The organism is Burkholderia sp. AU15512, assembly GCF_002223325.1.
In the GTDB taxonomy this organism is placed as follows: domain Bacteria; phylum Pseudomonadota; class Gammaproteobacteria; order Burkholderiales; family Burkholderiaceae; genus Burkholderia.
Genome location: NZ_NKEX01000001.1, coordinates 142722 through 167287, shown reverse-complemented (window position 1 = coordinate 167287; position 24566 = coordinate 142722). Strand labels below are relative to the sequence as shown.

General features: G+C 69.3%; 21 protein-coding genes, 1 tRNA gene and 2 riboswitches. Of the genes, 15 read left to right on the top strand and 7 right to left on the bottom strand.

Annotation, left to right across the window (positions count from 1 at the left end):
* Positions 1-7: 7 nt before the first annotated feature.
* The 4 genes from CFB43_RS00765 (at position 8) to CFB43_RS00750 (ending at position 4610) form a co-directional block, all read left to right on the top strand.
* Positions 8-2800 carry a toprim domain-containing protein gene (locus CFB43_RS00765; RefSeq protein WP_089493858.1) on the top strand — a complete coding sequence of 931 codons (2793 nt, stop codon included), beginning with the start codon at positions 8-10 and terminating at the stop codon, positions 2798-2800.
* Positions 2797-3168 (top strand): hypothetical protein, encoded by a 372-nt coding sequence (locus CFB43_RS00760; protein WP_089493857.1) that lies wholly within the window; start codon positions 2797-2799, stop codon positions 3166-3168. Before CFB43_RS00765 ends, CFB43_RS00760 begins: the two co-directional genes overlap by 4 nt.
* A 186-nt stretch (positions 3169-3354) precedes the next feature.
* On the top strand, positions 3355-3627 hold the full coding sequence (locus tag CFB43_RS38730; protein ID WP_226207632.1) for a DNA-binding protein: 273 nt from the start codon (positions 3355-3357) through the stop codon (positions 3625-3627).
* Positions 3540-4610 carry a tyrosine-type recombinase/integrase gene (locus CFB43_RS00750; protein WP_226275725.1) on the top strand — a complete coding sequence of 357 codons (1071 nt, stop codon included), beginning with the start codon at positions 3540-3542 and terminating at the stop codon, positions 4608-4610. The genes CFB43_RS38730 and CFB43_RS00750 overlap by 88 nt, the downstream gene beginning before the upstream one ends.
* 15 nt (positions 4611-4625) lie before the next feature.
* Here CFB43_RS00750 and CFB43_RS00745 read toward each other — a convergent pair.
* A tRNA-Arg gene (locus CFB43_RS00745) sits at positions 4626-4701 on the bottom strand.
* 251 nt (positions 4702-4952) lie between these two features.
* Here CFB43_RS00745 and CFB43_RS00740 point away from each other — a divergent pair.
* Positions 4953-5843: a c-type cytochrome gene (locus CFB43_RS00740; RefSeq protein WP_089493854.1), complete on the top strand. Its 891-nt coding sequence runs from the start codon at positions 4953-4955 to the stop codon at positions 5841-5843.
* Positions 5844-5952: 109 nt separating this feature from the next.
* On the opposite strand, the gene CFB43_RS00735 is transcribed toward CFB43_RS00740, so the two are convergent.
* On the bottom strand, positions 5953-8040 hold the full coding sequence (locus CFB43_RS00735) for a UvrD-helicase domain-containing protein (RefSeq protein ID WP_046547468.1): 2088 nt from the start codon (positions 8038-8040) through the stop codon (positions 5953-5955).
* A 287-nt stretch (positions 8041-8327) separates the two neighbouring features.
* On the opposite strand from CFB43_RS00735, the gene CFB43_RS00730 reads away from it, so the two are divergent.
* Complete coding sequence (locus CFB43_RS00730; protein WP_089493853.1) at positions 8328-9035, top strand: SGNH/GDSL hydrolase family protein; 708 nt, start codon at positions 8328-8330, stop codon at positions 9033-9035.
* A gap of 28 nt (positions 9036-9063) precedes the next feature.
* On the opposite strand, the gene CFB43_RS38285 is transcribed toward CFB43_RS00730, so the two are convergent.
* The gene (locus CFB43_RS38285; protein WP_179254779.1) at positions 9064-9240 is read right to left on the bottom strand and encodes a hypothetical protein; all 177 of its coding nucleotides are present in this window, start codon (positions 9238-9240) and stop codon (positions 9064-9066) included.
* A 31-nt stretch (positions 9241-9271) separates the two neighbouring features.
* Between CFB43_RS38285 and CFB43_RS00725 the strand changes: the two genes are divergently transcribed.
* The 7 genes from CFB43_RS00725 to CFB43_RS00695 all read left to right on the top strand — a co-directional run bounded on the left by CFB43_RS00725 (position 9272) and on the right by CFB43_RS00695 (position 18707).
* Positions 9272-10324, top strand: coding sequence for an oxidoreductase (locus CFB43_RS00725; protein ID WP_089493852.1), 1053 nt, complete (start codon positions 9272-9274; stop codon positions 10322-10324).
* 158 nt (positions 10325-10482) lie between these two features.
* A complete protein-coding gene (locus tag CFB43_RS00720; protein WP_011350564.1) occupies positions 10483-10845 on the top strand; it encodes a hypothetical protein in 363 nt (120 codons plus the stop codon).
* Positions 10846-10958: 113 nt separating this feature from the next.
* Positions 10959-11059: riboswitch (glycine riboswitch) on the top strand.
* 34 nt (positions 11060-11093) lie between these two features.
* A riboswitch (glycine riboswitch) is annotated at positions 11094-11227 on the top strand.
* Between the two features lie 84 nt (positions 11228-11311).
* Positions 11312-12430, top strand: coding sequence for a glycine cleavage system aminomethyltransferase GcvT (gene gcvT, locus CFB43_RS00715; RefSeq protein WP_089493851.1), 1119 nt, complete (start codon positions 11312-11314; stop codon positions 12428-12430).
* Positions 12431-12547: 117 nt separating this feature from the next.
* Positions 12548-12928, top strand: a complete 381-nt coding sequence (gene gcvH, locus CFB43_RS00710; protein WP_089493850.1) for a glycine cleavage system protein GcvH — start codon at positions 12548-12550, stop codon at positions 12926-12928.
* Between the two features lie 145 nt (positions 12929-13073).
* A complete protein-coding gene (gene gcvP, locus CFB43_RS00705; RefSeq protein ID WP_089493849.1) occupies positions 13074-16001 on the top strand; it encodes an aminomethyl-transferring glycine dehydrogenase in 2928 nt (975 codons plus the stop codon).
* Between the two features lie 150 nt (positions 16002-16151).
* Positions 16152-17288 carry an alginate lyase family protein gene (locus tag CFB43_RS00700; protein ID WP_071335544.1) on the top strand — a complete coding sequence of 379 codons (1137 nt, stop codon included), beginning with the start codon at positions 16152-16154 and terminating at the stop codon, positions 17286-17288.
* Positions 17289-17318: 30 nt separating this feature from the next.
* Positions 17319-18707, top strand: a complete 1389-nt coding sequence (locus CFB43_RS00695) for an L-serine ammonia-lyase (RefSeq protein WP_089424185.1) — start codon at positions 17319-17321, stop codon at positions 18705-18707.
* Positions 18708-18777: 70 nt separating this feature from the next.
* Here the strand turns inward: CFB43_RS00695 and CFB43_RS00690 are convergent, their stop codons facing one another.
* Positions 18778-19179, bottom strand: coding sequence for a type II toxin-antitoxin system VapC family toxin (locus CFB43_RS00690; RefSeq protein ID WP_089493848.1), 402 nt, complete (start codon positions 19177-19179; stop codon positions 18778-18780).
* Positions 19179-19415 (bottom strand): type II toxin-antitoxin system VapB family antitoxin, encoded by a 237-nt coding sequence (gene vapB / locus CFB43_RS00685; protein ID WP_089493847.1) that lies wholly within the window; start codon positions 19413-19415, stop codon positions 19179-19181. Before vapB ends, CFB43_RS00690 begins: the two co-directional genes overlap by 1 nt.
* Before the next feature lie 346 nt (positions 19416-19761).
* On the opposite strand from vapB, the gene CFB43_RS00680 reads away from it, so the two are divergent.
* The gene (locus tag CFB43_RS00680; RefSeq protein WP_089493846.1) at positions 19762-21465 is read left to right on the top strand and encodes a thiamine pyrophosphate-binding protein; all 1704 of its coding nucleotides are present in this window, start codon (positions 19762-19764) and stop codon (positions 21463-21465) included.
* Positions 21462-22559 (top strand): ADP-heptose--LPS heptosyltransferase, encoded by a 1098-nt coding sequence (locus tag CFB43_RS00675; protein WP_089493845.1) that lies wholly within the window; start codon positions 21462-21464, stop codon positions 22557-22559. The genes CFB43_RS00680 and CFB43_RS00675 overlap by 4 nt, the downstream gene beginning before the upstream one ends.
* A gap of 182 nt (positions 22560-22741) precedes the next feature.
* Here CFB43_RS00675 and CFB43_RS00670 read toward each other — a convergent pair whose 3' ends face one another.
* Positions 22742-23776: a helix-turn-helix domain-containing protein gene (locus tag CFB43_RS00670; protein ID WP_089430422.1), complete on the bottom strand. Its 1035-nt coding sequence runs from the start codon at positions 23774-23776 to the stop codon at positions 22742-22744.
* A gap of 216 nt (positions 23777-23992) precedes the next feature.
* Entirely contained in the window at positions 23993-24547 is a 555-nt protein-coding gene (locus CFB43_RS00665; protein ID WP_089424180.1) for a hypothetical protein, read from the bottom strand.
* Positions 24548-24566: the final 19 nt, after the last annotated feature.

The following is a 24566-nucleotide window of genomic DNA, read 5'->3' as shown; positions in this document are numbered from 1 at the left end:
CGAAGATATGGCCTCGATCGACGAACTGAAACGACACATCGACCTGCATGACCTCGCCGGCCGCCTCGGCCTGAAACGCGGCCGCGGCGGCGACCGCGCGCTCTATCACTCGCCGCAGCACGCGGACCGGAGCCCGTCGCTGTCGATCTATGCGAATCACCCGAAGTACGGCACCGGCTGGCGCGATCACAGCGCCGACGCCGGCGGCTCGTGCATCGACCTCGTGATCCACGCGCGCGGCGGCACGGTGGCCGACGCCGTCCGCTATCTCCACGACGCGTATGGCCTCCCGTCCGAGCGCCCGGCCCCCGCCGAGCGCCGCGAGAAATCCACCGTCGAATACATCGCCGACCGCTGCACGGCCGAACGCGATCGCGTGCGCGACTATCTCGGCGGCCGCGGCATCTCCGCCGCGGCGCTCGACGCGGCATTCGCGGCACGCACGCTCGGCTTCAATACGTGGACGAGCCCGAAGATCGCCGCCGGCGACGTCGGCCACGGCGGCCCCGCCGCCGCGTTCGTGGTGCGCGCGCCGGGCGATGCGCGCGTCGTCGCGGTCGACATGCGCTACGTCGACCCCGCGCTCAACGGCGGCGTCAAGACGCAGACCCAGGGCGACAAGGCCGGCTACGGATGGACCGCCGATGCACGCCGGCTCGACCGCGCGAAACGCGTGGTCATCGTCGAGAGCGCGATCAACGCGCTGTCGATCGACACCTGCGCGCTGCCCGGCACGGCCGCGCTTGCGCTGCGCGGCCTCGCGAACGTCGAGCGTATCGACTTCGCGTTCCTGCGCGGCAAGCAGGTCACGATCTGCCTGGACAACGACGAGCCGTTCGCGGAAGGCCACCCGCGCGCCGGGCAGCGCCCCGGCCCCGAGGCCGCATGGGCGCTCCATGAACGGCTGACCGCGCTCGACATCAGCGCGGTGCTGGTCGACCAGTCGGACTGGCTGGCGGATCTGGCGGACGGCGACGCCAAGCGCACGCCGATCAACGACGTGAACGACTACCTGCAGCTGCGCGGCCCGGCCGACCTCGCACGCGCGCTCGACCAGCTCGAGCCGTGGCTCGTCGCCGGCCTGCCCGGCGACGCGTCGCGCCGCGGCCGGCCGCGCATCTTCCTGCCGGCGCACGATTTCGCGCAGTACTGGCGGTTTCGCGTGCGGCCCGACTTCACGAACTACATCACCAAGATGGATCGCAACGAGGAATCCGGCGTCGAGACGCCCGTGATGACCGACCTGTGCGGCTTCCGCATCGCCGGCATCAGCCGCGTGGCCGTCGCGAGCGCGACGTCGACGATGACGGGCGACGCCGACCAGGCGCCCACCGTCTACTTCGCCGTGTCGGTGCAGGCGCCGCGGCACGGTGCGCAGCTGATCCGCCGCGTGATGCTCGACGACCAGCTGCACAACGTCGATCAGTGGAGCAAGTTCGGCCCGATCTGGGCGCCGGCGCCGTTCAAGCGGATGGTGAACATCCTCGAGCGCGGCGCCGACCTCGGCGCGCGCCGGGCCGCGAACTTCGTCGGGCTCGCGTGGCGCGACGGGCGGCTGATCGTCAACGAAGGCCCCGACTGCTACTTCACCGAAGCGGACAAGCAGTGCCCGTATCACAACCTCACGTTCCCGGGCGGCCCGGTGAGCGACGCGCGCCGCGTGATCGCCGCCTACCAGACGACGTTCCGGCAGAACGCCGCGACGATCCCGCTCGTGTGGGCGCTCGGCGGCCACCTGAAGGCGCTGCTCGGCTTCTGGCCGCACCTGACGATCCAGGCGAACAAGGGCGCGGGCAAGTCGACGCTCATCAAGCGGCTCGAGCGCTCGCTCGCGTTCACGATGTTCTCGGGGCAATCGCTGCAGACCGAATTCCGCCTGCTGACCAGCATCAGTCACACGAGCCACCCGGTCGGCTGGGAAGAGCTGTCGGCGCGGCGGCAGGACGTGATCGACAAGGCGGTCGGGCTGCTGCAGGAGAACTACCAGTACACGGTGACGCGGCGCGGCACCGACATGACCGAATACCTGTTGTGCGCGCCCGTGATGCTGGCCGGCGAAGACGTGCCCGTGCGCAGCCTGCTCGGCAAGCTCGTGCGCACGACGCTGACCGGCAAGCGCGGGCCGCTGCTGCCCGACGACCTGCCGCGCTTCCCGGTCCGCCAATGGCTCGAGTTCCTGACCGGCCTCGACCGGCGCACCGCGCTCGACCAGTACGCGACGCTGCGCGACCAGGCGCTCGCCGGCTGCCGCGCGAGCGGCGAGGACGACGGCGCGCGGCGCATGGCCGGCAACTACGCGGCGATCGGGCTCGCGTGGCGCTACCTGTGCGAATTCGCGGGCATGGACCCGAGCGAAGGCGAGTTCCCGCGCGACCTGATCGCCGAGATGAACGGCCACGTCGCCGAAACCAGCGCCGACCGCGAGCCGTGGGTCTGGATCATGGAAACGGTGCTGTCGGAAATCGACGGCGGCAACTACAAGCATCCGTACACGTTCGACACCGTCGACGGCGAATTCTGCCTGCTGCTGCGCACCGGGCACGTGATGGATCACCTCGCGCACACGAGCGCGCTGCGCGACAAGTGGAACGGCCTGCCGGTGAAGTCCGACCGCGTGTTCAAGGCGCAGCTCAAGCACGCCGGCGTCGTGGTCGGCGAGAAGGAGGTCGAGCGCCGCATCTACATGCGCCGCGTGCCGTACCTGACGCCGGTGTCGCTCGAGCGCCTGGCCGCATTCGGCCTGCACGTGTCGGTGCGCGAGGATCTGGCGACCGACGCGCTGCAGGGAGGCCGCGCATGAGCCGCGCCCTGTCCAGCCAACCACCGCACGGCGGAACCCGCCGGGAGTGGGCAGGCAGCGCACGCGAGTCGTGGTTGTCGCGGGTGACGGCTCGCAAGTCCTTGATTCCTGAGGAAACTGCCGCCCTGCCTCACGTCGGGTTCGCCACGTGTCATGCCGCTTTTGCCATGAGTCCGGCTGGCGCGCCGGCGGCGGTTCCTTCTTCTTTCTCTCTCTTCAACTCATTGAAGAAAAAGAAGAAAGAGAACCGGGAAACCACGGCGACGAGCCGCCATCGCGCGCCACGAGTCGGCGCCGCATTGCCATCGGTCGCCGCCGAGGCAGCGAGTTCGCGCCATGGGTTCCACGCGCTCGCCACGCCTGAATGATGGCAACCGATGGCCAACAAAACGCTTGAACATCAACGTGTTATGCACCCTTCACACGCGAACCACCACTCCACGAGTTGCGCTGCGTGCCCGCCCGGCGCGCGGCCTGCCGACAGCCCGCATCCGGCCACCGTCGACCTGGCCGGCGCCGCGGCGCTGCTCGGCGCCCACCCCGAAACGGTGCGCCTGAAGGCCCGGGCCGGCGCGCTGCCCGGCCGCAAGGTCGGCAAGCGCTGGATCTTTTCCGTCGCCGCCCTGCAGCGCTACCTCGCCGGCGAATGGCTCCCGCCCGTCGCCCATCACGATCAGCAAGAGGAAACCCGCCCATGTCGCTCTACAAGCGCAAGACCAGCCCCAACTGGCAATACAAGCTGTACCCCCCTGGCGGCGGAACGCCGATACAGGGAAGCACTGGCACCCGCGACAAAGCGCAGGCCCAGGAATTCCACGACCGGCTGAAGGTCGACCTGTGGAATCAGGCGCGGCTCGGCACGAAGCCGCGCCATTCGTGGAACGACGCGGTCGTGCGCTACGTCGGCGAACGCGCGGGGCTCGCCAGCCTGGAAACGTCGAAGATTCATCTGCGCTGGCTCGACCGGCACCTGTCAGGCGTCGCGCTCGCCGATATCGACCGCAACCGCGTCGACGCGATCGCGCTCGCGAAGCGCCAGGAGCCGCGCACGGTGCGCACCCGGCACGGCATCGTCGAGACCGACCGCGCCGTCAGCGACGGCACCGTGCGTCGCGTGATCGGCGTGCTGAAGTCGGTGTTGAATGCGGCGGTCGAATGGGAATGGCTGGAGCGCGCGCCGGTCACGAAACGCGCGAAGATCGTCTCGAAGCGCATCCGCTGGCTGACCCCGGCCGAAGCGGAGCGGCTGCTCGCCGAACTGCCCGCGCATCTCGCCGACATGGCGCGCTTCAGTCTGGAGACCGGCCTGCGCCGCGCCAACGTGACGGGGCTGCGGTGGTCGCAAGTCGACCTCGCGCGGCGCGTCGCGTGGATCCACCCGGACCAGGCGAAGGCGCGCAAGGCCATCACGGTGCCGCTTTCGGAAACCGCGATCGCGGTACTGCGCCGCCAGCATGCGAACCCGCGGGCGCCGGAGTGCGCGGACAGCGTGTTCACCTATCGCGGCCGGCCGGTCTACCAGACGGCGACGGCCGCCTGGGCCAAGGCGCTGCAGCGTGCCGGCCTGAGCGATTTCCGCTGGCACGACCTGCGTCACACGTGGGCGAGCTGGCACGTGCAGCGCGGCACGCCGCTGCAGGTGCTCAAGGAGCTGGGCGGATGGGAGACGATGGAAATGGTGCAGCGGTACGCGCACCTGTCGGCCGACCACCTCGCGCAATGGGTCACGCCGCTGACGGCCGAGCGCGTGCCGGTGCCGGCTGCAATTCAGCTGCAACGAGACAATGCGACGAACGGAGAAAACCGCTGAGAGCCTGACTAGGCTTGGCGCGCCCGGCTGGGATCGAACCAGCAACCCCTGCCTTCGGAGGGCAGTACTCTATCCATTGAGCTACGGGCGCCTGTGACAGTGAAGCGACCCCAATATACAGGCCGCCCACGATTGGCAAGACGGCAAGGATACCCGGTTTCCCATGACGCGTCCACCTTGCCCGACGAATCCCCGCCGGGCCGCGCCGCGTGCGGGTAAACACGCGCCATCGCACCGCTCGCCGTGATGTAAACGTTCCGTCTATAATCGACCGGGCTTCATTGGACTGCCATTTGCCGTTGCACCGCGCTCACAATTCCTAATCACGGAGACGAGGCAAGCATGAGCGAAGCACCCCACGAATCTCCCGTCAAAACCCCCGGGCAGCTGATTGCCGTCATCATCGCGTCGTTCGCGATTCCGATCATCCTGATCGTCCTGTTCGCCAACTATGCGAACCATGCGTTCCGTGCCGGCGCCGGCACGGACGCGCTATCCGACGAGCAGGTCGCCGCACGTGTCGCCCCGCTCGCGAAGGTCGACGTGAAGGACGCCAACGCGCCCCGCACGTTCAAGACCGGCGAGGCAGTCTACAAGGCCGTCTGCGTGACCTGCCACGGCACGGGCGCCGCCGGCGCGCCGAAGTTCGGCAACAAGGACGACTGGGCGCCGCGCATCTCGCAAGGCTTCGACACGCTGCTGAAGACGGCGCTGGCCGGCAAGGGCGCGATGCCGCCGCGCGGCGGCACGAGCCCCGACGACGTCAGCGACTATGAAATCGCCCGTGCGATCGTCTACATGGCGAACAACGACGGCGCGAACTTCCCCGAACCGGCCGCGCCGGCCGCCAACGCGGCGCAACCGGCCAGCGGCACCGCAGCCGCATCGGGCACGGCGGACGCCGCCAGCGCGCAAATCGCCGCGGCCCAGGCTGCGATCGCCGCGATCCCGAAAGCCGGCGAAGCGCCTGCGGCGGCGGCCGCCCCGGCCGGCGCCGACGCCGGCAAGGCGCTGTACACGTCGACCTGCCAGGCCTGCCATGCGGCGGGCGTGCTCGGCGCGCCGAAGTTCGGCAGCAAGGAAGACTGGGCGCCGCGCCTGAAGGACTCGATGGATACGGTCTACAACTACGCGCTGCACGGCAAGGGCGCGATGCCGCCGAAGGGCGGGTCGAACGCGTCGGACGCCGACGTGAAGGCCGCGGTCGACTACATGGTCAACGCGTCGAAGTAACCCCACCCGGCCGTCAGTAAAAAACCCCCGCAATGCACACGCGTCGCGGGGGTTTTGTTTTGCGGGCGGACCTCTGGAGCGCCGTGCGCCCGGCGGCGGCGCCACCGCGTCACTTCTGCAGCAACGCCTTCAGGCTCGCGAGCCGGTCCTTCGGCGACATCGGCGCCTCTTCCGGCGTCGGCGGCGGCGCGTCGTCGAGCCCCATCTCCGGGATGAAGCGCGACGGTTCGCACACGACCGTCTCGCGCGCCCGCTTGCGCTTCTTGCACCAGTTCAGGTGCAGGCTGCGCTGCGCGCGCGTGATCGCGACGTACATCAGCCGGCGCTCCTCCTCGATCCGCTCGTTGTCGATCGGGCCGTCGTCCTCGGAGCCGCCGCGGTGCGGCATGATGCCTTCCTCGACGCCGACCAGGAACACGTGCGGATACTCGAGCCCCTTCGACGCGTGGACCGTCGACAACCGCACCGCATCCGGATCCTCGTCCTTGCCCTCGAGCATCGACATCAGCGCGACGGTCTGGATCAGGCCGAGCAGGTTCTTGCCGGTATCGGCGAGCCCGTCCGCGTTGTGGAAACCCTCCGCCTCGCCATCGACCGCTTCCGTCTCGGGCTTGGTGCCCTTGCGCTTCAGCCATTCGAGGAATTCGAGCACGTTCTGCCACTTCGACTGCGCCTGCCGTTCGTCGAACGCGTCGTACAGGTACGCCTCGTAGTGGATCGCCTCCATCATGTCGTCGAGCACGGCGGTGGCGGGATCCTTGTCCGCACGCTCGGTCAGGCGCTGGATGAAGTCGCAGAACATCCGCAGCGGCTCGACCTGGCGCGCGGACAGCCGCGCCTCGATCCCGCCCATGTACACGGCCTCGAACAGCGACACCTTCGCCTGGCCCGCGAACGAGCCGAGCGCTTCGAGCGTCGTGTTGCCGATCCCGCGGCGCGGCGTCGTGACCGCGCGGATGAACGCGGGATCGTCGTCGGCGTTCGCGATCAGCCGCAGGTACGCACACAGATCCTTGATCTCGGCCTTGTCGAAGAACGACTGGCCGCCCGACAGCACGTACGGAATCCGCTCGCGGCGCAGCACCTGCTCGAAGATCCGCGCCTGGAAGTTGCCGCGATACAGGATCGCGTAGTCGCGGAACTGCGCGCGCCGCTCGAACTTGTGCGCGGACAGCCGGAACACGACCGATTCGGCTTCATGCTCCTCGTCGTTGCACGGCGTGACGGTGATCGAATCGCCCATCCCATGCTCGGACCACAGCTTCTTCTCGAACAGTTTCGGGTTGTTCGCGATCACGTTGTTCGCGGCGGTGAGGATGCGCACCGTCGACCGGTAGTTCTGCTCGAGCTTGACCAGGTGCAGCTTCGGGAAATCCTTGCCGAGCTGCGCGAGGTTCTCGAGCGTCGCGCCGCGCCAGCCGTAGATCGCCTGGTCGTCGTCGCCCACTGCCGTGAACGCCGCGCGCGGGCCGGCGAGCAGCTTCAGCAGCTCGTACTGGCACGCGTTGGTGTCCTGGTACTCGTCGATCAGCAGGTAGCGCAGCTTGTTCTGCCAGCGGTCGCGCACCTGTTCGTTCTTCGCGAACAGTTCGGCGGGCAGGCGGATCAGGTCGTCGAAGTCGACCGCCTGGTACGCATGCAGCGTCGCGACGTAGTTGCGGTAGACCAGCGCGGCCTGGTGCTCGTCCTCGTTGGCCGCGATCGTCATCGCCTCCTCGGGCATGATCAGGCCGTTCTTCCACAGCGAGATGGTGCTCTGGATCTTGCGGATCAGGCCCTTGTCGGTCGTGCCGATCTGCTCCTGGATCATCCCGAAGCAGTCGTCCGAATCCATGATCGAGAACTGCGGCTTCAGGCCGACGTGCTCGGCCTCCTGGCGCAGGATCTGCACGCCCAGCGAGTGGAAGGTGCAGACGGTGAGCTGGTTGACGGGCACCTTGCGGCCTTCCTTGCCGGGCGTGGTGAGCGTCTTGCCCTCGAGCAGCTTCGACACGCGCTCGCGCATTTCGGCGGCCGCCTTGTTCGTGAACGTGACGGCGGCGATGTGGCGCGGCTCGAAGCCTTTCGCTTCGATCAGGTGCGCGATCTTCTGCGTGATCACGCGGGTCTTGCCGCTGCCCGCGCCGGCGAGCACGAGACAGGGACCGTCGAGGTAGCGCACCGCTTCGTTCTGGGCGGGATTCAGGCCTGCGGACATGATGACGGATGGTGTTGCGGTTGACGGCGGAACGCCGGGAGGATGCCGTGCGCGGCGGGCTGGCGAAGCAGGCGGACACGCGGGCAGGACGCGCATGTTAACACGTCGGCGGCGCGCTTTTCGGGAGCGCCGCCGGGCGGGGCTGCACGGGCCGACCGGCCGGGCACCCCCTGCCCGTTCGGCCAATCCGGCCCCGTTCGCGCACCGATCGGCCACAATATGGCCACTTCGGCGCCGCCCCCGCGCCGGCCCGTTTGCGTCACCTGTACCGCCACCGGATCGACATCATGGGATACCCGTTCGCCACCGCTGCCCTCGGCCCGCTGCTGTTCGCGCAGGGGCGCTACGTGCGCCGCGTCACGCCGCGGCTGCCCGAGGCCGCCGGCCCGCGCGACGGCGTGGCGGGCGACGGCCCGCCGATGCGCGTGCTGGTGGTCGGCGATTCGGCCGCGGCGGGCGTCGGCGTCGCGACGCAGCGCGACGCGCTGTCCGGGCAACTGGCGAGCGCGCTCGCGGCCACCCATCGCGTGAGCTGGAAGCTGCTCGCGCGCACCGGCCTGACCACGCGGGAGCTGGTCGACTGGCTCGCCGCCGAGCCGGCCGAGCCGTTCGACGTGGCCGTCACGTCGCTCGGCGTCAACGACGTGACGGGCGGCGTGCCGCCGGCCCGCTGGCAGGCGCAGCAGGCCGAGCTCGTCCGGCTGCTCGCCGCGCGCTTCCAGATCGGCCACGCGATCCTGTCGGCGGTGCCGCCGATGGAGCGCTTTCCGGCGCTGCCGCAGCCGCTCGCGTGGTATCTCGGGCTGCGCGCGAAGCGGCTCAACACAGCGCTCGCCGGGTGGGCCGCCACGCAGCCGCACTGCACGTTCCTGCGCGTCGAGCTGCCGCTCGAGCGCCACCTGATGGCCGCCGACGGCTTCCACCCCGGCGCAACGGCCTGCGCGGTGTGGGCGGCGCAGGTCGCCGCCGCCGTGCGGCAGCGGGCAACCGTATGACGCCGGGCGGCGCCCCCGCGGCAGCCGTTCATTGCACGGGTGTAGGCAGGCAAACCCCGCTCGCGCGGCCCCCGGCTTGCGCAAAATGCCGGATTTCCTTGCGCAAGCGCCGCATCGCATCGTGCATTTCGCCCGAACGCGCCGGTGCAAGCGGCGGCGCCATGCCAAAATAGCCGGTCGTCTTCGCGCCGTCCCGGCGCGCCATCCTTTAGTTTCCTTCGCAGCCAGGAATTGCCATGTCGTCATTGCTCAGGATTGGTTTGATGGGTTTCGGTTTCGCCGGCGCGACGTTCCACGCGCCCGTGATTGCCACGAGCGGCCGCACTGAAGTCGCCGCGATCGCGACGGGTCAGCCCGATCGCGCGCAGGCGGCGTATCCGGGCGCGCGCGTCGTCCCCGATCTCGACACGCTGCTCGGCCTCGACGACATCGAGTGCGTGGTGATCGCCACGCCGAACGACACGCACTTCGCGCTCGCGCGCCAGGTGCTCGAAGCGGGCCGCCACGTGGTCGTCGACAAGCCCGTGACGCTCACCGCGGACGAGGCGCTCGCGCTCGCGCGGCTCGCGAACGCGCGCAGCCGGCTGTTCGCGCCGTTCCACAACCGCCGCTGGGACGGCGATTTCCTCACCGTGCGCGACATCGTCAAATCGGGCGAGCTCGGCCGCATCACCTGTTTCGAGTCGCACTTCGACCGCTTCCGCCCGACCCCGCGCACGCGCTGGCGCGAGGAGCCGGCTCGCGGCGGCGGCCTGCTGCTCGACCTCGGCCCGCACCTGATCGACCAGGCGCTCGCGCTGTTCGGCCTGCCGGAAACGGTGAGCGCGACCGTCAAGACGCGCCGCGACAACGGCACGGCGCCCGATTTCGTGCACCTGCAGCTCGGCTATCCGGACAAGGACGTCGCGCTGCATGCGAGCGCGCTATCGGCGATCGAACCCGCGCGCTTCACGCTGCACGGCACGCGCGGCAGCTACCAGAAGTTCGGGCTCGACACGCAGGAAGACCAGCTCAAGGCCGGCCTCACCGCCGACGACGTCGAATTCGGCGGCGGCAACCCGCCCGGCCTGCTGCGCGTGCTCGACGGCGAAGTCGAGGTCGAGCGCCCGGTGCCGACGCTCGATGGCCAGTACGCGGAGTTCTACCGCGCGCTCGCCGCATCGATCCGCGACGGCGCGCCGTTCCCCGTCGCCGCGCAGGACGCCGTCGACGTGATGACGATCATCGAGCTCGCCGCGCAGAGCGAGCACGACGGCCGCCGGGTGCCGTTCGTGCGCCGCACGATCTGACACCGCGCGCCGGCCGGTGGCGGCCGGCCGGCGCCGGTGCATCCGGATCAGCCGGAACATTCGGTTACAAATGCCGGAGGAACGAAAGTCAGCGGCAAACTAGTCTGATGCGTTTCTCAAAAAAGTCGATCCGACACCAATCCGTCAGGAGAATGTTGATGCAACGGTTGATTCGCGCAGCTGCGTGCTGCGTCCTGGTTTCCTCGCTTGCGGCCTGTATCGTGCAGCCGCAGCAGCCGGTTCGCCCGGCGCCCCCGCCGCGGCCGAATCCGCAGGTCGTCGCGAACGAGCGGATGCAGCAGATCCAGGGCCGGATCGACAACCTGCACCGCCGCATCGATGCGCGCGTGAACGGCGGTTACTACCCGCCGCCGTACGGCGCGCAGCTTCATCATCGCCTCGACGTGATCCGCCAGGAATCGAACGACATGTCCGCGCAGCACAGCGGCGGCCTGTCCGGCGACGAGCAGCGCGTGCTGAACCAGGAACTCGACACGGCCGCACGCGCGATCGGCGAGTAACGCACCGGCGCCCGCCGGAGCGGAAAAAGCGGCGGCACCGGTTGCCGCCGCTTGTCGCGAAGCGACATTCTTTTGCTCAAATTGACAAGGCCCACCCGCTCGCGTACAGTCGCCCGCACGCGTCGGGAGAGCGTGTAACCGGGCTGTTTCAGCCGGTTGCGCCGCCGAAGGGGCACACCCGCAAACTCTCAGGCAAAAGGACCGACCGCGTCGGGGAATCCCGTCCGCGCATTGCGCGGGCCACACTCTCCCCGCACTCTGGAGAGCGGCAGTAGCCCGCAGCGCATCCGCTGCGCGGGCAAGCTGCCCACCGAAGGGGCGCGCGTTCGCCAGGCCTGGCCGGCAGCGCAATCTCTCAGGTATCGAGGACAGAGGGGCATGTACCGGATCGCTCGCAGGCCATCGGCCGCGGTGGTCGGCACATGGCCGTTCTGATCCGCGCGCAAGCGCCTTGCCTGAGGCCTCGATGACTGCACTGAATCACACCCCGCTCAACGCCGCGCACCGCGCGCTCAATGCCCGCATGGTCGATTTCGGCGGCTGGGACATGCCCGTCAACTACGGCTCGCAGATCGAAGAACATGAAGCCGTGCGCACCGACGCCGGCATGTTCGACGTGTCGCACATGTGCGTCGTCGATTTCACCGGCAGCCGCGTGCGCGCATTCTTCGAGCATGCGATCGCGAACAACGTCGGCAAGCTCAAGACGCCCGGCAAGGCCCTCTACTCGTGCCTGCTCAATCCGCAGGGCGGCGTCATCGACGACCTGATCGTCTACTACTTCACCGAAGAATTCTTCCGCGTCGTCGTCAACGCCGGCACGGCCGAGAAAGACATCGCGTGGTTCAACCAGTTGAACGAGCAAGGCGGCTTCGGCGTCACGATCGCGCCGCGCCGCGATTTCGCGATCATCGCCGTTCAGGGCCCGAACGCCCGCGAAAAGGCCTGGGCGACCGTGCCCGCCGCGCGTGCCGCCACCAGCGAACTGAAGCCGTTCAACGCCGCGCAGGTCGCCGGCACGCCGTTCGGCGATCTCACCGTCGCGCGCACCGGCTACACCGGTGAAGACGGTTTCGAAGTGATCGTCCCGGCCGCGCACGTCGAAGCGCTGTGGAACGCGCTGCAGCAAAACGGCGTGCGCCCGTGCGGGCTCGGCGCGCGCGACACGCTGCGCCTCGAGGCCGGCATGAACCTGTACGGCCAGGACATGGACGACACCGTGTCGCCGCTCGACGCGGGCCTTGCGTGGACGGTCGATCTCTCCACGCCGCGCGACTTCGTCGGCCGCGCCGCACTGGAAGCCAACGGCACCCGCGCCGCGTTCGTCGGCCTGATCCTGCAGAAGGAAAACGGCAAGGCAGGCGGCGTGCTGCGCGCGCACCAGAAAGTCGTCACGCCGCACGGCGAAGGCGAGATCACGAGCGGCACGTTCTCGCCGTCGATGCAGGAATCGATCGCGTTCGCGCGCGTGCCGGCGGCCGTCCAGATCGGCGACCTCGTCCAGGTGCAAATTCGAGACAAGAATCTTCCCGCGCGCGTGGTAAAACTGCCGTTCGTGCGCAACGGCAAGGTCCTCGCTGCGTAACGGCCGGGAGGCCCGCCTCCCGGGAAGCCGGGAGATGGCGCCCGGCGCAACACCACACCCGGCGCGCCCCGGCGGCGCGCCAGCAAAACGAACACACCCTTTTACCAGGAGCATCCGATGAGCAACGTCCCGGCCGAGCTGAAATACACCGACGAACACGAATGGATCCGCACCGAGGCGGACGGCACGCTGACGATCGGCATCACCGATCACGCGCAGAACACGCTTGGCGACATCGTGTTCCTCGAGCTGCCGAAAGTCGGCACGCAGGTGAAGGCAGGCGACGCGATCGGCGTCGTCGAGTCGGTGAAAGCCGCGTCCGACATCTATTCGCCCGTGACCGGCGAAGTGGTCGCGATCAACACCGACGTGGCCGACTCCCCGGAAGACGTGAACGGCGATGCGTATGACGCATGGCTGTTCAAGATCAAGCTGGCCGCCGGCGCATCGACCGACAGCCTGCTCGACGCTGCCGCCTACAGCAAGCTGATCGACTAACCCTCCCTGAATCGCGCGGAGCGGGTCAGCCGCCCTGCCCCGCGCGGAACCCGGGCCCGGCGTCAACGCGCCGCCCCGGGTCGACCGCAAAGCATGGGGCCCGAGTCGGCGCTGAAGCGCCAGCCTGGGCCGACCAAGGAACGCCATGAAGCTCGAACACCCGGACCGCCTGATGAACCGCACGCCCCTCTCGCTCGCCGCGCTCGAAACGCACGACGCGTTCGCCGAACGCCACATCGGCCCCGACGCCGCCAGCCAGCAGGCCATGCTCGACACGCTCGGCTTCCCGACGCGCGCCGCCCTGATCGACGCCGTGATCCCGGCCTCGATCCGCCGCGCCGAAACGCTGCCGCTCGGCCCGTTCGCGCAGCCGAAGAGCGAAGCCGAAGCCCTCGCCGCGCTGCGGGTTCTCGCGGACAAGAACCAGGTGTTCCGCTCGTATATCGGTCAGGGTTACCACGACACGCACACGCCGGCCGTGATCCTGCGCAACGTGCTCGAAAACCCGGCGTGGTACACGGCCTACACGCCGTACCAGCCCGAAATTTCCCAGGGTCGCCTCGAGGCGCTCCTGAACTTCCAGCAGATGGTCGCCGACCTCACCGGTCTCGCGATCTCGAACGCGTCGCTGCTCGACGAAGCCACCGCCGCCGCCGAAGCGATGACGCTGCTGCAGCGCACCGGCAAGCCGACGTCGAACGTGTTCTACGTCGCCGACGACGTGCTGCCGCAAACGCTCGAAGTGATCCGCACGCGCGCGCTGCCGGTCGGCATCGAGGTCAAGACCGGCCCGGCCGCCGACGCCGCGCAAGCGAATGCATTCGGCGTGCTGCTGCAGTACCCGGGCGTGAACGGCGACGTGCGCGACTACCGCGCGCTTACCGAAGCGATCCACGCGGCCGGCGGCCACGTGGTCGTCGCGGCCGACCTGCTCGCGCTGACCGTGCTCACGCCGCCGGGCGACTGGGGCGCGGACGTCGCGATCGGCAACACGCAGCGCTTCGGCGTGCCGATGGGCTTCGGCGGCCCGCACGCCGCGTATCTCGCGGTGCGTGACGAATTCAAGCGCCAGATGCCGGGCCGCCTCGTCGGCGTGACGGTCGACGCGCAGGGCAAGCCCGCGCTGCGCCTCGCGCTGCAGACGCGCGAACAGCACATCCGCCGCGAGAAGGCGACGTCGAACGTGTGTACCGCGCAGGCGCTGCTCGCGATCATGGCCAGCATGTACGCGGTCTACCACGGCCCGCACGGCCTGAAGACGATCGCGCTGCGCGTGAACCGCATCGCGGCGCTGCTCGCCGCCGGCGTGAAGCAGCTCGGCTTCGCGACCGTCAACGACACGTTCTTCGACACGCTGACGATCGACACCGGCGCGCGCACCGCGCAGGTTCACGAATTCGCGAAGGCGAAGCGCATCAACCTGCGCCGCGTGAGCGACACGCAAGTCGGCGTATCGGTCGACGAAACGACGACGCGCGACGACCTCGCCGATCTCCTCGCCGTGTTCGCGCAGGCCGCGGGCGGCACCGCGCCTGCCGTCGACGCGCTGGACGCGGGCCTCGCCGGCGTCCCGGCGCTGCCGGCCGGCCTCGAGCGCACGAGCGCGTACCTGACGCACCACGTGTTCAACCGCCACCATTCCGAAACCGAAATGCTGCGCTACCTGCGCAGCCTGTCGGACAAGGATCTCGCGCTCGACCGCTCGATGATCCCGCTCGGCTCGTGCACGATGAAGCTGAACGCGACGTCGGAAATGCTGCCCGTCACGTGGCCCGAATTCGGCGGCATCCACCCGTTCGCGCCGGCCGACCAGACCGTCGGCTACCGCGAGATGATCGACCAGCTCGAGCAGATGCTCGTCGCGGCCACCGGCTACGCGGCCGTGTCGCTGCAGCCGAACGCGGGCTCGCAGGGCGAGTACGCGGGCCTGCTGATCATCCACGCCTACCACGCATCGCGCGGCGAAGCCCATCGCGACGTGTGCCTGATCCCGGCGTCGGCTCACGGCACGAACCCGGCGTCCGCGCACATGGCCGGCATGAAGGTCGTGGTCGTTGCATGCGACGCGCAGGGCAACGTCGACATCGCCGACCTGAAGGCGAAGGCCGAGCAGCACGCGAAGGACCTCGCGGCAATCATGATCACGTATCCGTCGACGCACGGCGTGTTCGAGCAGAACGTCCGCGAGATCTGCGAGATCGTGCACGCGCACGGCGGCCAGGTGTACGTCGACGGCGCGAACATGAACGCGATGGTCGGCCTGACCGCGCCGGGCCAGTTCGGCGGCGACGTGTCGCACCTGAACCTGCACAAGACCTTCTGCATCCCGCACGGCGGCGGCGGCCCGGGCGTCGGTCCGGTCGCGGTCGGCGCGCACCTCGCGAAGTTCCTGCCGAACCAGCGTTCGACCGGCTACACGCGTGAGGAAGACGGCATCGGCGCGGTATCGGCCGCGCCGTACGGCTCGGCGTCGATCCTGCCGATCTCGTGGATGTACATCGCGATGATGGGCGCGAAGAACCTGACCGCCGCGACGGAAACCGCGATCCTCAACGCGAACTACATCGCGAAGCGCCTCGCGCCGCACTACCCGGTGCTGTATTCGGGCCCGGGCGGGCTGGTCGCGCACGAGTGCATTCTCGACCTGCGTCCGATCAAGGAATCGAGCGGCATCACCGTCGACGACGTCGCGAAGCGCCTGATGGACTACGGCTTCCACGCGCCGACGATGAGCTTCCCGGTGCCGGGCACACTGATGGTCGAGCCGACCGAATCGGAATCGCAGGAAGAACTCGACCGCTTCATCGCCGCGATGATCGCGATCCGCGACGAAATCCGTGCCGTCGAGGAAGGCCGCGCCGACCGCGAGGACAACCCGCTGCGTCACGCACCGCACACGGCGGCCGTCGTCACCGCGAACGAATGGCCGCACGCGTACTCGCGCGAGCAGGCTGCGTACCCGGTGGCGTCGCTGGGCACGAACAAGTACTGGCCGCCGGTCGGCCGCGCGGACAACGTCTACGGCGACCGCAACCTGTTCTGCTCGTGCGTGCCGATGTCGGAATACGCATAACGCGCGCCAGCCCAGGAGCCGCCCGATGGTGACCGCACCGCACGCAACCCGGAGTTGCGTGCGGTTTTTTGTTCGCCGCTCGAACCGGTTCACGTTCGTCCGCCAATCCGGCTAACATCACACGCGATCCAGCCAATGAAGGAGTTCCGCATGGTGCGTCCGATGTTTCCGGGCCATGGTGCAATGCAAGGGCGGCCGCGCGCGCGCCGCGTCGTGCCGATGCTCGTCGCGTCGCTGTCGTTTGCCGCCGCCGGTCTCGGCGCGTCCGGCAGCGCGCGCGCGGCGATGAATTTCTGCGCGGCGCCGGCACTGCAGGCGAGCGAGACGACACAGGCCGAGCCGGGCATTCAGGCGCTGATCCGCAGCGTCGACGCGCGCATCGGCGAGCAGCCGAAGGCGATGGCGCGCGTGCACACCGAGGGCACGCTGCCGCATGAAGGCATCTACGACCAGAGTGCCGCCGCGCTGAAGGATCTCGACCTGATGCGCGATGCCGCGCTCGCGTGGCGCGTGACGAACGCGCCGCGCTACCTGCAGCTCGTCGACCGCTTCCTGTCCGCGTGGGTCGCGACCTACCAGCCGAGCTTCAACCCGATCGACGAGACGCGCTTTGAAAGCCTGATCGTCGCGTACGACATGACCGCGAGCGCGCTGCCGGTGAAGACCCGCAACGCGACGGCCGCGTTCATCGCGAAGCTCGGCGCCGGCTACGTCGCGCAGATCGACGCGCAGAAGCGTCCGCTCACGGGCACCTGGCGCAACAACTGGCAGAGCCACCGGATCAAGCTGATCGCGCTGTCCGCGTTCACGCTCGGCGACCGCAAGATGATGAACGCCGCGCAGCGGCTGTTCGTCGAGCATCTCGCCGACAACATCGGCCCGGACGGCAAGACCTGGGACTTCGAGGAACGCGATGCGCTGCATTACGCGGTCTACGACCTGCAGCCGCTGGTGACGGCCGCGCTCGCCGCGCGCCGCTTCAACCGCAACTGGCTGCGCGAACGGGGCGCGAACGGCGCGACGCTCGCTGCCGCGCTCGACTGGCTCGTGCCGTACGCGCTCGGCGAAAAAACCCACGAGGAATTCGTGAATTCGCCGGTGCCGTTCGACGCGAAGCGCCGCGAGGCCGGCCTGCCGGGCTACACGGGGCAGTGGGACCCGAAAAACGCCACCGAACTCTTTCATCTGGCCGCGCGGCTCGACGGGCGCTACGCCCGCGTCGCGCAGCAGCTTTCCCCAACGCCGCCCGCATGGCTCGCCGCGTGCCTGCCATTGCAGGCGCGCTAGCATTATTCTTAAAGCAAGGCAGAAATCACTATGGCAGTCAGCGTCTTTGACCTTTTCAAGATCGGCATCGGCCCGTCCAGCTCGCATACGGTCGGGCCAATGCGCGCGGCGCTGATGTTCGTCCAGGGACTCGAGCGTGACGGGCAACTCGCGGCGACGGCCCACGTGAAGGTCGAGCTGTACGGCTCGCTCGGCGCGACCGGCAAGGGCCACGGCACCGATCGCGGCGTGATGCTCGGCCTGCTCGGCGACGCGCCCGACACCGTCGATCCCGACACGATCGACGCGCGGCTGGAAGACATCCGACAATCGAAGCAGCTCGCACTGCTCGGCACGCATCCGGTGCCGTTCGTGCTGAAGGAGAACATCGCGTTCTACCGTCAGGCGCTGCCCGAGCACCCGAACGGGATGAAACTGCGCGCGTCCGACGCGAGCGGCAACGTGCTGGTCGAGCGCACCTACCTGTCGGTCGGCGGCGGCTTCGTCGTGACGGCCGGCGCGCCCAACACGAAGGTGCTGAGCGCGGCCGAGCAGATGACCCACCCGTTCCGCACCGGCGCCGAGCTGCTCGCGCTGACCGAGTCGACCGGCAAGTCGATCGCGCAGCTGATGTGGGAAAACGAGCGCGCATGGCACACCGAGGAAGAGACGCGCGACGGCCTGCTGAAGATCTGGGCCGTGATGCAATCGTGCGTGTCGCGCGGCTGCGGGATCGGCAACCCGGAAGCCGACGGCAACCTGCCCGGCCCGTTCCAGGTCAAGCGCCGCGCACCGCAGCTGTACCGCACGCTGACGGGCAGCCCGGAGCGCGCGCTGCAGGATCCGCTGTCGATGATCGACTGGATCAACCTGTACGCGATCGCGGTCAACGAGGAAAACGCGGCCGGCGGCCGCGTCGTCACCGCGCCGACCAACGGCGCAGCCGGCATCATCCCGGCCGTGCTGCACTACTACACGCGCTTCACGCCCGGCGCGAACGAACAGGGCGTGATCGACTTCCTGCTGACGGCCGCCGCGATCGGCATTCTTTACAAGCTGAACGCGTCGATCTCCGGCGCGGAAGTCGGCTGCCAGGGTGAAGTGGGCGTCGCGTGCTCGATGGCGGCCGGCGCGCTCGCGGCCGTGCTCGGCGGCACGCCGCAGCAGGTCGAGAACGCGGCCGAGATCGGGATGGAACACAACCTCGGCCTCACCTGCGACCCGGTCGGCGGGATGGTGCAGATCCCGTGCATCGAGCGCAACGCGATGGCGTCGGTGAAGGCGGTCAACGCGGCGCGCATGGCGCTGCGCGGCGACGGCTCGCACTACGTGTCGCTCGACTCCGTGATCAAGACGATGCGCGAGACGGGCGCCGACATGAAGACGAAGTACAAGGAAACGTCGCGCGGCGGGCTGGCGGTGAATATCGTCGAGTGCTGATGCTGGATCCAAGGGTCATGCGGGACAATCCGACGTCTCGCATGACCCTCGGGCGCCCTGCGTGCCCTGATCAATCGTTCAGCCAGTTCTCCAGCCGCAATCCCGGATAGCTCACAAAATCCCGCTCGTTGTTGGTCACGAGTACGACATCGAGCGACACCGCATGCGCGGCGATCAGCTTGTCGAGGTGATCCTCCTTCCGCTCCCGGGTCGCCTCGCGGACCGGACCATACGCTTGCGCGGCCGCGACGTCGAACGGCGCGACCGGAATATCGTCGATCAGCGCGGCAAGATTGCCGCGCTCCCGCGCCGGGCTCGCGCACGCCGTGACGCCGTACTCGAGCTCGGCGTACGTGATCGCCGACATCACGACGTCCCCCGTGTAGCACTGCGCAAACCGCCTCGCAACCTGCTCCGGCTGATTCTTCATCAGGTAGATGCACATGTTGGTGTCGAGCATGTAGCGCGGCATCACCAACCCTCGCGTTCGGCCTGCTCGTGGTCGCCACGCCCTTCGGCCATGAAATCCGGCCCGAATTTCGCGAATTTCTCGAGGACGCGGGTCAACGGCCGCCGCACCGGCCGAATGCGGATTTCGTCACCGATGCGCTCGATTTCCAGTTCGATATCGCTGCGTTCATAGGCAAGGTCGGCTGGAATTCGCACGGCCTGCGAATTGCCGTTCCGAAATACCCTCGTCGTATGCATGTCGCCCCCAACATCCGGATGTACTGTGGATGTACAGTATATCCGCTTGGCCGACGATGTAAATCCATGTGTGTACATCAGCGCTTACCTCGGTATCGATTCGGACGCGAACGCCGGCACGCCGCTCTTTTCTTCGCGGACGCGGCCCCTTCCGTAACGCCCACGACGAGCGGACCGGCTCGACATTCATAGCGCTCGATTCTTCCGCGTTGGGGATGCACGCACAAGCTGGCCGTTCGGCCGAAACCGCATTGCATGCCCCGAATCCCTACGTGTTCCGACACTATTCAGGGGCCCACCAACGGGCGTAAGCTGTACGTCCCGCTACCCAGGGAGACGGCAGCCCATGTCGCATTCCAAGGATCTCGAGCAGCCCGCCACCACCGGCGCGCGACTGCTCGTCGATGCGTTGCTCGCCAATCACGTCGAACGCGTGTTCTGCGTGCCGGGCGAGAGTTTCCTCGCCGTACTCGATGCGCTGGCGGACGACACCGCGCGCATCCAGACGGTCGTCTGCCGCCACGAGGCGGCCGCCGCGAACATGGCCGAGGCCGTCGGCAAGCTCACCGGCCGCCCCGGCATCGCGTTCGTCACACGCGGCCCCGGCGCGACCCACGCGTCGATCGGCGTGCACACCGCGTTCCAGGATTCGACGCCGATGATCCTGTTCGTCGGCCAGTGCGCACGCGAGCACCTCGACCGCGAAGCCTTCCAGGAAATCGACTACCGGCGGATGTTCGGCCAGATGGCGAAATGGGTCGCGCAGATCGACGACCCGCGCCGCATCCCCGAATACCTGAGCCATGCGTTCCACGTCGCGACGTCGGGCCGCCCCGGCCCGGTCGTGCTCGCGCTGCCGGAAGACGTGCTGTCCGAAGCATGCGCGCCGCAGCCGGTCGTGCCGGCCGCGAAACGCGTCGCGGCCGCGCCGTCGGCCGCGCAGCTCGACGAACTGCGCGAGCGGCTCGCGCGCGCCGAGCGGCCGTTCGCGGTCGTCGGCGGCAGCGGCTGGACACCCGACGCGTGCGCGAACCTGCGCACCTTCGTCGAGCGCTGGCAGCTGCCGGTGGCCTGTGCGTTCCGCTACCAGGACACGATCGACAACGCGCACCCGAACTACGCGGGCGACGTCGGGCTCGGGATCAACCCCGCGCTCGCGAAGCGCATCCGCGACGCCGACCTGCTGCTCGTGATCGGCCCGCGCCTCGGCGAAGCGACGACCGGCGGCTACACGCTGCTCGACATCCCGAAGACGCGCCAGACGCTGATCCACGTGCACCAGGGTGCGGACGAGCTTGGCCGCGTGTATGCGGCCGACCTGCCGATCGTGTCGGGCATGCCCGAAATCGCCGCGCCGCTCGCCGCACTCGAGCCGCCCGAGCGCCCGACCTGGGCCGGCACGGCCACCGACGCGCATCGCGCGTATCGCGAATGGCATGCGCCGTTGCCGATGCCCGGCGACGTCCAGCTCGGCGACGTGATGGTGCAGCTGCGCGAGCGCCTGCCGCATGACGCGATCCTCACCAACGGCGCCGGCAACTATGCGATCTGGCTGCATCGCCACTTCGCGTACCGGCACTTCCGCTCGCAGCTCGCGCCGACCAGCGGCGCGATGGGCTACGGCGTGCCGGCCGCGCTGGCCGCGAAGTCGCTGTACCCGTCGCGCGCCGTCGTCGCGCTCGCGGGCGACGGCTGCTTCATGATGGCCGGCAACGAGCTCGCGACCGCGATGCAGTACGGGCTGAACATCGTCGTGATCGTCGTCAACAACGGGCATTTCGGCACGATCCGCATGCATCAGGAGCGCAACTACCCGGGGCGCGTGCATGGCACGGGGCTCACGAATCCCGATTTCGCCGCGTATGCACGTGCGTTCGGCGCGCATGGCGAGACCGTCGAGCGCACCGCCGATTTCGCGCCCGCGCTCGAGCGCGCGCTGACTTGCGGGCTGCCCGCGCTGATCGAGATCCGCATCCCGCAGGACGCCAGCACGCCGGCCGCGACACTCGAACAGATCCGCGAACAGGGCCGCCGCGCACGCGGTGGGTGACGGTGGGCACGCACGCCGCGCCGCCCGACGTCGCGCTGTCGCACGACGACGCGCTCACGCTCCCCGGCACGCTGCTCGCGCCGGACGGCACGCTCGTCGCGCCATACGACCTCGAGCAAGGCGGCGCGCGCGCCGTGGGCCACGTGCCGGCCGCGTCCGCGCGAGGCCTGCTGCACGCCGCGCACCGGCCGTTCCGGCTCGACTACGACCGCGCACGGCACGTGCACGTGATCAACGGGATGGGCGTCACGCTCGGCGATTCGGTGATCGGGCTCACCGCCCTCGCCGCGCTGCGTGCGGCGCACCCGGGCCTGCACTTCACGCTGTACCGGCCGGCCCGCGCGCCGCGCTACGTCGAGGCGCTGTATGCGCTCGCGGCCGACCTCGTCGCGCCGTCGCGCGCACTGCCGAACTCCGCCGACACGCTGCCGGCGGATGCACCGTGCATCGACGTCGGCAATCACCTGTACTGGCCCGCGTTCGCGCGGCTGCCGATGATCGATTTCTTCCTCGACGCGCTCGGCGCGGAGCCCGCGTCGGTGCCGGCGTCGGCCAAGCGCAACCGCTGGCTCGCGCGGCTGCCGCTGCCTGCGCTGCCTGAGGAATGGCGGCGCCGGTACGCGCTGTTCTGCCCGACCGCGAGCACTGCATTGCGCAGCGTGCCGCCCGCGCTGCGGGCAACGTTCGTCGAGCAGCTCGCGCAGCGCTACGGATTGCCGGTGGCCGGGTTCGGGCCCGTCGCCCATCCCGCCTATGTCGACGTGAGCGCCGATGCGGCCGACGATACGGCCCGGTTCATGGCATGGGTCAAGGGTGCCAGCCTGCTGTTCGCGCCCGACACCGCCGCGCTGCATCTCGCCGACGGTTTCGACGTGCCGACGCTCGCGTGCTTCACGACGATCGGGCCGGCGCTGCGCGTGCGCGACTACCCGCATTGCGTGCCGGTCGCGCTCGACGTGCCCGCCGAATTGCACGGGATGCATCGCAGCGAGCGGCCGGCCGATCTCGCGGCGGTCGAGGCCGCTTACCGGGCGATCGACTGGGATGCGTTGGCGTGGCCCGCGCTACGCGAAACGACCGCTACGGCCGAATAGGGAGACAGGATGCGGCGGCCGGTTGCGAGGCCGAAAGCGTCGCCGCCTGAGCCTGAGCCTGAGCCTGAGCCTGAGCCTGAGCCTGAGCCTGAGCCTGAGCCTGAGCCTGAGCCTGAGCCTGAGCCTGAGCCGGTGTCGAAGGCGGCGTCTAAACCAGAACCGCTTCGCCTACCGCCCCGCGCTCACCCCACCGCCACCATCACCGCGCGCTCGCGCAGCGTCTCCGACGGCCGCTTGCCGAACAGCCGCCGGTAATCCGTCGCGAACTGGCTGAGGTGCCAGAAGCCCCACGCCTCCGCCACGTCCTGCACCGAGCCAGCCGCGCGGCCGCACAAGTCACGCCGCGCGCCGTTCAGCCGCAGCGTGCGCAGGTAAGTGGCGGGCGCCATGCCGAGCACGTCCTGGAAGCAGTACTGCAGCGTGCGCCGGCTCACGTGCAACTGCTCGCACAGCTCGGGCACGCCGACCGGGCGCGTGCGGTGCGCGAGTACGTAGTCGCGCGCCTGTTCGACGATCCAGCGGCGCATCGACGGCGCACGGCCTGAATCGTCGTCGGCCGGCTGCGCGCACGCGTCGAACAGCGCGGCCAGCACCTCGCCCTGCAGGTCGTCGCGCTGCGCATCGGCCAGCGGGCCGGCCATCGCCATCGCGCCGTCGAGCCGGCGGCCGAGCAGCGCGCACAGGCGCGCGAGCCGCGCATCGCCAACCTGCATCACGCGCTGCGTGAACAGCCGCTCGTCGAGCGCACAGTGCTCGACCTCTTCCGCATAGCGGCGCAGCACGTCGCCGCGCACGACGACACCGTAGATCGAGAACTGCGCGGGCGTCACCAGTTCGAATTCGACGTTGCCGGGCCGGAACGCGAGCGCACCCGGCCCGATGCGGCACGCATCGACGCGCGCGGTGCCGTCGCTCACGAGCGGAATGCCGAACCAGTACGCATCGCCGCGCACCTCACACGCCTGGCGCAGCAGGTGGCTCGTCGATTCGCGAAACAGCTTCATCGTGTCGAGCGGCAGCTCGGTCAATGTGCCGACGAATCGGCCGGCCGCGAGCTGGTCGTAGGTCTGCCGCCAGCCGATCAGGTTGCGCGCCTGCTCGTCGGCATCATGCGCGACGCTGACGACCGCCTGCCCGGCCAGCGCGTCGTCGCCCTGCGCGTTGCGCCGCGTGTCTTCGGCCGTCGGTTCTTCGCTGCACGCCACGTATTGGTCCATCGTGTCCTCCCTCACCTGCCCGGAACCGCACCTGCCACGCAAGTCCCGTGCCGAACAGCGCGCGCCCCGCGCAAAGTCCGTCATTCGACGCTGCGCGGCACGGACGCGCCATGCGGGCATGCCCGAACGCCTTGTCGCACGCACCCCGTCGGTGCGGCACGCGCCGCGCCGGCGCATCCGGTACGCGCCGCGCGCCCGGCAATGCGCGACGGCCGGCTAGCCACCGTTCGCGGGCCGCAACCGCACGACCCGCGTGCCGCAATTGCCGTACGCCTGCGCGACCGCCAACTCGACGATCGCGCTGCCGGCCGGCCACGGCGCCGCGTCCGCCTCGGACAGATCCGTCCGCAGCGTCGCGCGCCCGTTGATCCGGTAACGGATACCGCGCACGAAGTCGACGAACAGCAACCCGACGCCGCTGCCGTTACACCGCGCCGCGTCAATCCGGCCACCGTCGCTCTCGCCGTACACCGGCAACACGAAGCGCAGCGTCTTCGTATCGATCACGCGCACGACCGGCAGCAGGTCGCCGTTCGCGTCGCGCCGGCTCTGCACGATGTCGCAGCTCACGCCCGCCTGCCCGCCGCACGCCGTGCCGACGAACAGGAATGGCTGCGTCTCGATGAACTGACGCACGCCCATGCTCAGCCGCGTCGTCACGACGTCGCTCATCCGCTCGGCCTCGTCGGCGACGCCGAAGCGGTGATGCGCGTCGAGTTCACCTGCGTGGAACACGGGATGGCGTGGATAGGATCGGGGCGGTTCTGACATGGGGTTTTACGTCCGGCGC

Excerpts from the sequence above, each read along its gene's own strand:
- CFB43_RS00765 (WP_089493858.1), top strand. The coding sequence starts at position 8 with ATGGCCTCGATCGACGAACTGAAACGACACATCGACCTGCATGACCTC.
- CFB43_RS00760 (WP_089493857.1), top strand. The coding sequence starts at position 2,797 with ATGAGCCGCGCCCTGTCCAGCCAACCACCGCACGGCGGAACCCGCCGG.
- CFB43_RS00740 (WP_089493854.1), top strand. The coding sequence starts at position 4,953 with ATGAGCGAAGCACCCCACGAATCTCCCGTCAAAACCCCCGGGCAGCTG.
- CFB43_RS00735 (WP_046547468.1), bottom strand. The coding sequence starts at position 8,040 with ATGTCCGCAGGCCTGAATCCCGCCCAGAACGAAGCGGTGCGCTACCTC.
- CFB43_RS00730 (WP_089493853.1), top strand. The coding sequence starts at position 8,328 with ATGGGATACCCGTTCGCCACCGCTGCCCTCGGCCCGCTGCTGTTCGCG.
- CFB43_RS38285 (WP_179254779.1), bottom strand. The coding sequence starts at position 9,240 with ATGGCGCGCCGGGACGGCGCGAAGACGACCGGCTATTTTGGCATGGCG.
- CFB43_RS00725 (WP_089493852.1), top strand. The coding sequence starts at position 9,272 with ATGTCGTCATTGCTCAGGATTGGTTTGATGGGTTTCGGTTTCGCCGGC.
- CFB43_RS00720 (WP_011350564.1), top strand. The coding sequence starts at position 10,483 with ATGCAACGGTTGATTCGCGCAGCTGCGTGCTGCGTCCTGGTTTCCTCG.
- gcvT (WP_089493851.1), top strand. The coding sequence starts at position 11,312 with ATGACTGCACTGAATCACACCCCGCTCAACGCCGCGCACCGCGCGCTC.
- gcvH (WP_089493850.1), top strand. The coding sequence starts at position 12,548 with ATGAGCAACGTCCCGGCCGAGCTGAAATACACCGACGAACACGAATGG.
- gcvP (WP_089493849.1), top strand. The coding sequence starts at position 13,074 with ATGAAGCTCGAACACCCGGACCGCCTGATGAACCGCACGCCCCTCTCG.
- CFB43_RS00700 (WP_071335544.1), top strand. The coding sequence starts at position 16,152 with ATGGTGCGTCCGATGTTTCCGGGCCATGGTGCAATGCAAGGGCGGCCG.
- CFB43_RS00695 (WP_089424185.1), top strand. The coding sequence starts at position 17,319 with ATGGCAGTCAGCGTCTTTGACCTTTTCAAGATCGGCATCGGCCCGTCC.
- CFB43_RS00690 (WP_089493848.1), bottom strand. The coding sequence starts at position 19,179 with ATGCCGCGCTACATGCTCGACACCAACATGTGCATCTACCTGATGAAG.
- vapB (WP_089493847.1), bottom strand. The coding sequence starts at position 19,415 with ATGCATACGACGAGGGTATTTCGGAACGGCAATTCGCAGGCCGTGCGA.
- CFB43_RS00680 (WP_089493846.1), top strand. The coding sequence starts at position 19,762 with ATGTCGCATTCCAAGGATCTCGAGCAGCCCGCCACCACCGGCGCGCGA.
- CFB43_RS00670 (WP_089430422.1), bottom strand. The coding sequence starts at position 23,776 with ATGGACCAATACGTGGCGTGCAGCGAAGAACCGACGGCCGAAGACACG.
- CFB43_RS00665 (WP_089424180.1), bottom strand. The coding sequence starts at position 24,547 with ATGTCAGAACCGCCCCGATCCTATCCACGCCATCCCGTGTTCCACGCA.